General features: G+C 70.3%; 12 protein-coding genes. 10 read left to right on the top strand and 2 right to left on the bottom strand.

The annotated features are described in order from the left end of the window. Window positions 1–149: 149 nt before the first annotated feature. The 10 genes from ACLZOT_RS15345 to ACLZOT_RS15300 all read left to right on the top strand — a co-directional run bounded on the left by ACLZOT_RS15345 (window position 150) and on the right by ACLZOT_RS15300 (window position 8,075). Window positions 150–1,019 carry a hypothetical protein gene (locus tag ACLZOT_RS15345; protein WP_416969420.1) on the top strand — a complete coding sequence of 290 codons (870 nt, stop codon included), beginning with the start codon at window positions 150–152 and terminating at the stop codon, window positions 1,017–1,019. Between the two features lie 152 nt (window positions 1,020–1,171). After that, the gene (locus ACLZOT_RS15340) at window positions 1,172–1,549 is read left to right on the top strand and encodes a hypothetical protein (protein ID WP_416969419.1); all 378 of its coding nucleotides are present in this window, start codon (window positions 1,172–1,174) and stop codon (window positions 1,547–1,549) included. A 231-nt stretch (window positions 1,550–1,780) separates the two neighbouring features. Beyond that, window positions 1,781–2,704 (top strand): hypothetical protein, encoded by a 924-nt coding sequence (locus tag ACLZOT_RS15335; RefSeq protein WP_416969418.1) that lies wholly within the window; start codon window positions 1,781–1,783, stop codon window positions 2,702–2,704. 125 nt (window positions 2,705–2,829) lie between these two features. After that, window positions 2,830–3,258, top strand: a complete 429-nt coding sequence (locus tag ACLZOT_RS15330; RefSeq protein WP_416969417.1) for a hypothetical protein — start codon at window positions 2,830–2,832, stop codon at window positions 3,256–3,258. A gap of 156 nt (window positions 3,259–3,414) precedes the next feature. Next, window positions 3,415–4,305: a hypothetical protein gene (locus ACLZOT_RS15325; protein ID WP_416969416.1), complete on the top strand. Its 891-nt coding sequence runs from the start codon at window positions 3,415–3,417 to the stop codon at window positions 4,303–4,305. Window positions 4,306–4,703: 398 nt separating this feature from the next. After that, window positions 4,704–4,964: a hypothetical protein gene (locus ACLZOT_RS15320; RefSeq protein WP_416969415.1), complete on the top strand. Its 261-nt coding sequence runs from the start codon at window positions 4,704–4,706 to the stop codon at window positions 4,962–4,964. 69 nt (window positions 4,965–5,033) lie between these two features. Continuing rightward, window positions 5,034–5,651 (top strand): hypothetical protein, encoded by a 618-nt coding sequence (locus ACLZOT_RS15315; RefSeq protein WP_416969414.1) that lies wholly within the window; start codon window positions 5,034–5,036, stop codon window positions 5,649–5,651. 100 nt (window positions 5,652–5,751) lie between these two features. Continuing rightward, window positions 5,752–6,840 (top strand): hypothetical protein, encoded by a 1,089-nt coding sequence (locus tag ACLZOT_RS15310; RefSeq protein ID WP_416969413.1) that lies wholly within the window; start codon window positions 5,752–5,754, stop codon window positions 6,838–6,840. A gap of 181 nt (window positions 6,841–7,021) precedes the next feature. Next, window positions 7,022–7,516 (top strand): hypothetical protein, encoded by a 495-nt coding sequence (locus ACLZOT_RS15305; protein WP_416969412.1) that lies wholly within the window; start codon window positions 7,022–7,024, stop codon window positions 7,514–7,516. Between the two features lie 37 nt (window positions 7,517–7,553). Then, entirely contained in the window at window positions 7,554–8,075 is a 522-nt protein-coding gene (locus tag ACLZOT_RS15300; protein WP_416969411.1) for a hypothetical protein, read from the top strand. Between the two features lie 208 nt (window positions 8,076–8,283). On the opposite strand, the gene ACLZOT_RS15295 is transcribed toward ACLZOT_RS15300, so the two are convergent. Both ACLZOT_RS15295 and ACLZOT_RS15290 read right to left on the bottom strand, forming a co-directional pair. After that, a complete protein-coding gene (locus tag ACLZOT_RS15295) occupies window positions 8,284–8,661 on the bottom strand; it encodes a hypothetical protein (RefSeq protein WP_416969410.1) in 378 nt (125 codons plus the stop codon). After that, a complete protein-coding gene (locus tag ACLZOT_RS15290) occupies window positions 8,658–9,200 on the bottom strand; it encodes a hypothetical protein (protein WP_416969409.1) in 543 nt (180 codons plus the stop codon). The genes ACLZOT_RS15295 and ACLZOT_RS15290 overlap by 4 nt, the downstream gene beginning before the upstream one ends. Between the last annotated feature and the right edge of the window lie 158 nt (window positions 9,201–9,358).

The following is a 9,358-nucleotide window of genomic DNA, read 5'->3' as shown; positions in this document are numbered from 1 at the left end:
CCCCCCCCCCCCCCCCCCCCCCCCCCCCCCCCCCCCCCCCCCCCCCCCCCCCCCCCCCCCCCCCCCCCCCCCCCCCGGCGGCCTCTTCGACCGCCCCCTGCTGCCCGGGAATCCGGGCAGCCCGTACGAACGCCTTCGGAAAGGCACCCATGCCGACGAACCTCAGCCCGACCCCGCCGTGCGCAAGCGCATGCGGCGGCCAGCAACTCGAACTCTTCACCCCGCCGCCGGTGCCCGCTCTCTCCGCCGAGTTCGACTGGGAGCGCAACGACGTCGTGATCATAGGCGACAGCGGAGGGAAGGATTCCGGTGTCCTGGTGCACGAGGTGTGCGCGCAAGCCGACGCAGCGGGCCAGCTCCACAAGGTCAGGATCCTGCACTGCGACCTCGGCAGGACGCCGAACGGGCACCTGATCGAGTGGCCCGGCGCCCTCGAAGTAGCCCGCAGTCATGCCGCTCTCTACGACGTGCCGTTCACCGTCCGCCGCAGCCGACGGTGGCCGTCGCTGTGGGACCGGATCATGAGCCACGGCAACTGGCCCGGCTTTTTCGCGCGGTTCTGCACTTCCGACCTCAAGACGGCCGTGGGCCGTGACTACGTCGACGAGGTCGGCGCCGGCCTGAGGCTCGGCCGCCCCGTCCGGGCCGGATACGCGTTGGGCATGCGGGCCGAGGAGTCCCGGGCGCGCTCGAAGAAACCGGTCATCGAGCAGCACCGTATGACCGCGGTGTCCCTCCGCGACGTCACCACGTGGCTCCCCGTCCACCGCCTCACGACGGACGACGTCTGGAAAGCTCACCGCGACTACTCCATCCCCTGGCATCCAGCCTACGAGCACGTCGGACGGCTCAGCTGCCGGGCCTGCCCGCTGGCCAAGCGGGAGGACCTGATCGCGTCCGCTCGCCTCAACCCCGGGATCTTCGCGGAAATGGCCGGAGCCGAGGAACACCTCGGTGAACCGTTCAAGAAGAACCTCACTCTGAAACAGATCATCGAACTCGCCCACGACCGGCAGTGAGGATCGGCCGTGGCATCGCTGCGGCCAGCTGACCGACCGCGCCGTCCTCCCCTCCCGGCGGGCGGCGGGTCCTACCTGTTCGGCAGAACCCCCGGTGCCGACACCGGGCACACCGCCACAACGTACTCACACAGCAGCGGAAGGACCCCGTCGTGACTCCCGACTCCGCCCCCGCCTACCGCGTCCGACTCGACAAGGACGTGTCGACGTTTCTCCTGGTCGTCGACGACGAAGGCGACTACAGCCAGCTCGGCGATGACACCTACATCCCTGAGAGGCGCGTCCTGCACGTCGAACGCGTCGCAGCCCACCCCGTTGAAGCCGACCTGCAACGCGCCGCCCTGGACGACGCCGTGTTCGAGTCGCGGTACAAAATCCTCACGTACACCGCGCGCAGCGAGGCGCAGGCCGCCGGGCTCGCCGTACGCGACCACCACGACGAGTGGGCGCTGCTCATGCTCGAAGATGTTCTCCACGCCGACGAGAACGCGTTCCCCGGCATCGCCGACCGCTTCCACAACGACAACTGACACCGCACACCGGCGGAAGAAGGCGCCCGTCGACAACGCTCCGGACCGACGGAGCACCGTCGACCCCACCCCCCAAATGAGATAGATTTACCTATGTCAATTCGGGGCAAGTAATCCTGTCGGCGGCCCCTCGCGACCGGGCCGCCGACGGCAGGACCAGCCCCCCTGTCGGGGCGCCGAGGCCCCTCAGCCGCGAACCCACGCGAAAGAAAACCCATGCAGAAATCCGTCATGCACAGGTCAATCAAGGGCCTGGTTGCGACCGCACAGCAGGAGCTGGACACGACCCGGGCCGTACTGGAGCTCCACCGGAGAGCTGCGGCCAGGCACCAGCAGGAGCTGGACCGGACGGAGAGCCGCCTCGCCCGTTTCCGCTCCGAACAGCATCTCCTACCCCACCTCTTCAGCACGCGGCGGATCGGCACAGCCGACGAGCACCGGTCGGTCCGCGAACAGGTGTTCCTGGAGGAAGCCGCCCATGTGGCCGCCTACGAGGTCGTCGCCGACGTCCACCGGCTGGCCCTGGGCGCGGCCCACCGCACGGTGTACCCCGTGCCCGAGCAGGGCACGGAGATCGCTCCGGCCCATCCCGTCGCCCACGCTGTGCACTACACGGCGGCATACACCCGTTCGCACGACAGCGGGAGGACCCGCCACCCGGAGATCCTGTCAGCGGACCTGGTCGAATTCGCCCTCAGCCGCTGGCGGAGGGAAGGGTCCGCACGGATTCTCATCGACAGCTCCTGCACCTACACCGTGGCCCTGCCCGGCCGCTACATCGAACTGCGTCCCGTCGAGGAACCCGCTCCGACCGAGGGGGACGTCCTGAACGCCGCCCTCGGCGTGTACGGCGTGCCGTCGTACCCGATGGCGGAGAGCGGCATCACCTACCGGGTGATCCCGCTCGACACCGCCGCCACGGGCCAGGACGTCCACACCGGCGCCCGCCTGTTCGCGCGGTCCGGCGAGAGCGCCGACCGGGGGGTCGAGGCCCACGGCGAACCGTGGACGATCACCCTGCACGACACCGACGGCGACGAGATCCGTCCCCTGTACAGCGGTTCCCCCGCACCCGGGGGTATCGCCGAGGAGTCCGTCGACTGCGCAAAGTTCGCCGCATCGTGGATACGCGACCACGCGCACGCCTGGCTTTGACGCCCCCGCGCCGGGGCCGGTATGCGGCGCCGCGCACAGGCGCCCGCGTTCCGGCCCCGGCCCCACTCCAGAACACAGAGCTGCGGCTCTCATCGACGACATCGACACCGAGAGGCATCCTCCCCATGACCGACGCCACCTCCGTACCCGTCACCGCGGTCCTACTGCACGCCCTGGCAGTCCTTGAAATCCCTGGTTTCCTGGACATCGACGAGGACTTCGTCGCCGCCCACCCGCCGCACATTCCCCAGGACAAAGCGCTGGACAGCGAGCACATCGTGCTCACCGCCGACGGCTATCAGGGCTCCGTTGCCGACTACACGGGCGGCGTGAGCGCCTGGGCTTACGGGGCCAGCGACGGAGGAGACTTCGACACCATCGAACGGGTCTATCAGGCACCGCCCGGACTCAACCTCATGGCGCACGCCGCCGCGTGCGCGAAGGCCGTAGCCGAGTGGTTCGCCTCCCGCCAGGAAACGACCGATGCCTCCGGGGGCGCAAGCGGGGCCGACGGCACGGACGACGTCCGTACCAGCACCACCGAAGTGTGCTGACTCGGGCAAAGCCGCCGACCCCTTCCACACCGCCAGAAGGAGAACCCCCTTCGGCAGTACGCAGTCGCGAGTGTAGGTGAGCCGGGTGGTCCCGGGGGGGATTCCCCCGGGACCACCCGGCTCCGCCATCCCCTGCATGAGACAGGATGAGTCACGATGACCACGACCAGAGAACAGTTCGATCAACGCCTGGCACAGGTGCGGAGTACCATCCAGGAGCTCACCCGCAAGGACTTCGCGCACCTCGCCGGCGTCTCCGAGAAGACGGTCCGCAACTGGCTGGACGCGGACCCCGAGTTCGCGTCCACCGCCCGGACCGGGCCCCGGCGGGTACAGCTCTTCCCCCTCGATGAAGGCGCGCTGTGGGTGCGCATACAGCTCTTCGGCCCCGACGAACGAACGCCTGAGGTGGCGTCGGGTCCCCGGCTCTCGGCGGAGCCCCGTCGCATGCCCTGCACGCCCGGCGAGCGGTGGCGCTGGACCGACATCGCGCGTCTTCGCGGCGTGACGCCAGGCGCCGTGAAGAATCTCGCAGACAGCTACCGGGACCACCCCGAGCACCCGTTCCCTCCACGTGACGAATGGGACCGGATGCGCGACGCCGGCGAGGTGTCCGACTGGTTCCTGTGGTACGACACCACACGCCCCGGATACACCGGCCCCCGGCCCGCCGGGATCGCCGCAGTGTCCGGGATACAGAAGACCCGCCGCGCAGACGTGGCCGAGCGCCTGCGCACCGCGATCAGCGAGGGCGAGGACCTGCCCACCCGCATAGTGGCCCGGGATCTGGGCATCAGTGCCGACCTCGCGGGCCACTATCTGCGCCAGGCGGCCCAGGACGTTCTCCCCGGGCTCGGTCTGGTCTCCCGCAGCCAGATCGCCGAGCACCTCCCCGAGACCGCCGCCCCCCTCACACTCGAACAGCGCCGGGACCGGGTGAAGACCCTCCTCAAGCGCAAGTTCGCCCCCGCACCCGTCATCCGCGTCGCCGATACGCCGTACTACGACGCGACGGCCGTCGCCGACTTCCTCCCTCCCCCCTCCTGACCCCGCCGGCCACCTTCCCCTCCCCCCGCGGCACCCTCAGTCGGTACTCACTCCTTCGCATCCCGGCGACCGAGCGTGGGGCCCGGGCGGGAGGTGCGCAAGGCCAGGCTTCGCCGCAGCCTTGCGCACCTCCCGCCCGGGCCCCGTTATTTTTCTGCCGGGACGGCAGGGGGGGCATCCACCGGCACCACACCAGGGCACACCAGCCGCCGCGGCCGGGAGCGGCGCCACGGGCTGCCGCCTTCCTCCACTCCCGGACGCAGGGCGGAAACCGCGCGAACCCACCTCCGCCGGACGCCTGTTCAGCGTTGACCCCTCCACCCCAAAAAGATAGATTTACCTATGTTGAAACGGGGCACTTCGAGGGCCTCGAACCCCCACACACCAGGGAGTACTTCTTGTCCGAGGACGCCGATCAGACCGAGTTCTGGCTCGTGCGCGAGGACGGCGACATCGAGTCGTTCGACTCCTACGACGCCGCCTTCGAGAAGCTCACGGCCGCCGTCAAGCGTGACATCGCGGAGCACGGCGAGGAGGACGCCCGCGAATCGGGCGTGCTCCACGCCTACGGCTACTCGATCACCGTCATGCGCGGCGGCACGGACGTCACGCAGGACTGGCGGAACAACGAGCCCTGCAAGCCCCTGTCCATGGACTGAGCAGCTTCCTAGCACCGCACGGCTTCAGACCGGAATCAACCCACCAACAACGTAAGGACTTCCACCATCATGCTTACCGTCTCCGCCCCGCACGCCGCCGAAGCGCTCAGCGCGCACAGGTCCTACACCGCCTTCCCCATACGTGTCGCCCCTCTGCTCACCACGCATCTCACCGCGATGCGGGAGTACGCGGAACGCCAGAGTCACATCGCGCTCTGGGCCGACACCGCCTGCCAGGTCCACTACGCGATCTGCGCCGTCTGCTTCTCCCAGTCGGAGCTTCGGCCCAAGTACCGCCGGATCGCGGGCCGTGTCGTGCTGAACGCCATCGTGGCGTACGAGGAGGCGTACGTCGGCTCTCTCGCTCGTGACGAGGCTGGCGAGTACCACCCCGCCCCGGGAACCGAGTACACCTTCTCCATCTCCGACATCGCCCGCGCCGCCGCCGATCTCCTCGGTGAGAAGTGGTGCGCGGATTCCGGCGCGTGGGGCGTGCGCGGCTACCTCCAGGCGGACGGCGAGAGCCACGGCTACACCCTCGGTGTGGCCCTCAGCGGAGTCCTGCACGTCGAGACGTCCCCCGAGGGGGACGGCAGGGACCTCTTCGATGTGTGCTCCGCCGACCGCCTCAGCAGCCTCGCCGTCCGCGTCGCCGACGCCATCCGCGAACTACGCAAGGCCGACTGACCGACAGGTCTGACCACCGTGCCGGGGCGTGCCAGCCGCGCCCCGGCACCCCCCGCTCGCAGACAGCGGGCACCCCTCCGACGAGAGAGGACACCCTGTCATGACCACCACGGCCCGCAGCATCGTCCGAGAGACCGTCAGGCCGCACTACACCCGCTACACCCCCACCAACGGCAAGCGGCCCCAGGGCAGCGGGTACGGCGTCGACGGATGGCTGTTCACACTCCCCGGTGAGACCATCAACCGGCGGCAGTTCCCCCAGAGCACCTACGCCGCGTTCCAGGTTCCCGCGTACGGGACACTGTTCTGGATCGTGCGCGAAGTCGACGCAGAGCGACGGGAACTCGGCGAGCACAGCACCAGCCGCAAGCAGGCCGTCACTCTGGCGATCAACGCGGTCGCCACCGACCGGGAGCACGGGACGGACGCCTCGCAGGAGAGCCGGACGGACACGCACCAGGTCCCTGGCGGCCGGGCCGGAGAGCCGCCCCAGGCACGCTCGGCCGAGGCCGACACCTTTGACCGTATCCGCAAGAGCGAGGAGACCATGCGGCCCGTCACGGCTGAGATCCGGCTGGCGTACCCGGCCGCCGCGGGCGGCGCATCGCTGCGTCTGTACGACGCACGCGGCAACCAGATCGACCGCGAGCCGCTGACCGAGCGCGGCGCCGCCGGTCGGCAGAACAACCCGGAAGGCATCTACCTCGGATCGCTCACGTCCGGCGCGATGACAGCCGGTCTGCTCCTGGCCGCCCGATGGCACCTGACGCAGTACGGATTCACCTGCGCGCGCGGCGCACGGTGGACGGCCTGCCCCCTGCGGGAGAGCGAAGCTGAGCAGTGGGCGCCGTGGGCGCGGCTGCTGCCCGACGGACACGCCGCCACCCCCCTCGCCCGAGTCGCCATCGTCCCCACTCCCGAGTACCTGGCTCTGCAAGAACGCCGGTTCGGGCCGATGCCGCAGATCCCGGCCATCGTCGGGCTGACGTTCAAGCAGACCGGACGCGGCTGGTGGCGCTCCACCACCCCGGGACGGATCCTCGAACTGGTGTGGACTCCGCAGCTCGGTGGGGACCGCTGGTACGTGTGGGACGAGACCCACCGGCCCCACATCGTCGGCATCGCGCGAGGCAACGGCGCGCTGGGCGCGGCAGCGGCCCTCACGGCGGCCGGCCTGTCCCTCTCCTAACGGGACGCGCAGACGCGCCGCCCCCGGGGCAGTGCAGTGCCCCGGGGGCGGCGTTGCCCTTCGAGAACCAACCCGCCTACGACGTAAGGACCTCATGTCTTCCCCTGAGAACGAGACCGTATCCATCGCACTGCCCAGCACCGCCGTACACCGACCGCTCCGGCACGGCCAGGGATGGCGCGTGAAACTGGCTTCGCTGGTGGGGCGCGGCGCCACCGAGGCCGAGGCGAAGAAGCACTTCGCCGAGCAGATCGTGCGGATGGCCCAGGTTGCCTCCACCCCTCCCGCGTTCGCCTGGGACGACGACGGCGCCGTGATCGTGGCCCTCGAACGGCCGTGGGGCAACGCACGGTTCCGCGCCACCGACACCCACGCCCGGCAGATCGCGCGCGGCCCCCTGCACCCGGAGGGGCCCGCCGCCGGCCTGGCCCGCGCCGACCGCTACACACCACTGCCCGCGTACGCCCCCGGCGCGGGCGACGGTCAGCCCCGCCGCACCCTCTTCACCCTCTTCACCCTCGCCCAGATCGAGCATGCCCTGAGTACCGCGTACGACCGGTCACTCGGCTTCACCGCCGACCCCGCTTCTCTGTACCTATTTCGGGAGGCCGTCAAGGCGCTGCTGATCAACCCTCGCTCCGAGTACCCGAACCCCGACGACCAGGCCGACGCCTGAGACCCGGCCAGCAAGCCGGCCGCCGAACGGACCCCCCGTGCGCCTTCCCCGTTTCCATCCCCTCTCCGCCGTGCCGCTGTTCGAGTCGCAGCGGCAACTGCGCGGCCACGACTTCTACCCGCCCGCGAACCTGCTCCGTGCCCTCGCTCCCCACGACCCCCGACCCGCCCCCGGGGAAGCCGCAGAGTACGTCATCTACCACTCCCCGTGGGGCCACCTCGTCGTCACCGAGATCGATCCCGCCGACCTGAACGGCTACGGGTGGATGTGCCAGCGGAACGCCCCGCAGAGCTCCGGGTGGGGGAACCTCGGCTACCTCGGCGCCTTCGAGCGACAGCACGGCAAGCCCTGGGAGTTCTGGGAGCGCGACCTGTACGCCGACGACGCGAACGCCGCCGCCGCTGCCTCCCGCATCCTTCCCCACTACATCACTCCCGTACGGCATGCCCCGCGCAGCGAGCCGGAACCCGAAAAGCCCTCCGCCGTCACGCCCGTACCGGCGTCCACGCCCGCTGCCCGCGTTCCCCGCCGCTCCCGGGGCATCCTGGGCCACCGCTGACATCAGCCCGTACGACGCCGTCCGGCTCCGGACACCGCCCCGACTCCCTCACCAGCACAAGACCGACGAGATCATCCACGCGGCCGTCCGATCCCTGCCGCGCCCGTCCGGCGGATCACCGCCACCATGCCGCGGCCTTTGTACCGACGTCCTTCACGTCGGCACAAAGGCCGCGGCATCGCCATGTCGACGTCGGCGCTGCCGGCTCCTACGGATGCGGGTGGGGAGGCTGGGTCACCCAGGACTGGGGGCTGCGGACTGCGGGGCCTGACGGAGCCGATGCCGGGTACTGGGGTGCTGGGTGGACGGCCGGTACCGGCTGCTGCGGGTCATGGCGGGCCTGCCGTTCGGGAGGCGGCTCCGGGGGGACGCAGCGGAGCGTGGCCCCCGCGTACACGGTGACGCTCCAGGCGGGGTGGTCGCTGAAGAGCCGCCACACGGGTTTGCCGTCCACGGTCGACTTCTCGTACCGGCCGAGCCGGAAGCCGACCTTCACCCCCTGCTCGTCCTCCGCCTCCAGCCTGAGGCCGATCCACTCGGGATCCAGGTCCTCCACCGGCCGCTCCGCCATCCTGTCGCCGGTCACCTTTCCCCTTCTCCGGCCACGGCCGCCCGCTGCCCGGACGGCAAGAGCGCCGCCGGGCCAGGACCGGGAGAGGCCGTGGTCGTCATGTTCCCGGACGGGGCCGGGCCGGTAACAGGCTGGGCCGTTGCCGACGGCCGACCGGCCGACTGTGCAGTCGCCCGGCCGAGCTCCGGCTTCCCGGATTCCGTGGCACCGGCGGTGCTGGAGGCGGCCTTCCGGACGGTCTCCACTGGCTCGCCGAGCCGATCGGCGACGGAACGGGCACCGTCGAGCGCGAGCATCCGGCCGATGCTCGCGGCCTGCCTCTCCCGCAGTTCCCGCTTCGAGGTCTCCGCCTCGCCCCGCAGCCGGGCCGTGTAGGCGGCGATCCTCTCCTCGGCCGCCTCGGTGACGTCCCTGATTTCCTGCACGGTGACTTCGTAGTCGGTCGCCAGGTCCTCCAGCTGCTGCTCGCGCTGCCGGTGTGCGGCCCTGCGCGCGCGGACTTTCTCACGGGCCTCGACCTCGCGCGCGGATTTCCTCGGCCTGCGTTGAGCCATCGAACTCGCCTCCCCTGAAACATGGGTTTCGGCTCATTGTGGACGACGAACACCCCATCACCCCAGGGGAAAGAGGGGCCCTTCCGTGAATGACCCTCCCAGAGGCATCCAGAGGCAATCGAATTAAGTTGATCTTGCCTGTGGAAAACGCGAACTGC

It is taken from the genome of Streptomyces sp. 4F14 (assembly GCF_048159485.1).
In the GTDB taxonomy this organism is placed as follows: domain Bacteria; phylum Actinomycetota; class Actinomycetes; order Streptomycetales; family Streptomycetaceae; genus Streptomyces.
The sequence above is the reverse complement of the archived record's forward strand: the minus strand, read 5'-3'. Positions and strand labels throughout refer to the sequence as shown.

What these genes read in the sequence shown, in the direction of transcription:
- ACLZOT_RS15345 (WP_416969420.1), top strand. Translation starts at nt 150, where the DNA reads ATGCCGACGAACCTCAGCCCGACCCCGCCGTGCGCAAGCGCATGCGGC.
- ACLZOT_RS15290 (WP_416969409.1), bottom strand. Translation starts at nt 9,200, where the DNA reads ATGGCTCAACGCAGGCCGAGGAAATCCGCGCGCGAGGTCGAGGCCCGT.
- ACLZOT_RS15315 (WP_416969414.1), top strand. Translation starts at nt 5,034, where the DNA reads ATGCTTACCGTCTCCGCCCCGCACGCCGCCGAAGCGCTCAGCGCGCAC.
- ACLZOT_RS15335 (WP_416969418.1), top strand. Translation starts at nt 1,781, where the DNA reads ATGCACAGGTCAATCAAGGGCCTGGTTGCGACCGCACAGCAGGAGCTG.
- ACLZOT_RS15310 (WP_416969413.1), top strand. Translation starts at nt 5,752, where the DNA reads ATGACCACCACGGCCCGCAGCATCGTCCGAGAGACCGTCAGGCCGCAC.
- ACLZOT_RS15325 (WP_416969416.1), top strand. Translation starts at nt 3,415, where the DNA reads ATGACCACGACCAGAGAACAGTTCGATCAACGCCTGGCACAGGTGCGG.
- ACLZOT_RS15330 (WP_416969417.1), top strand. Translation starts at nt 2,830, where the DNA reads ATGACCGACGCCACCTCCGTACCCGTCACCGCGGTCCTACTGCACGCC.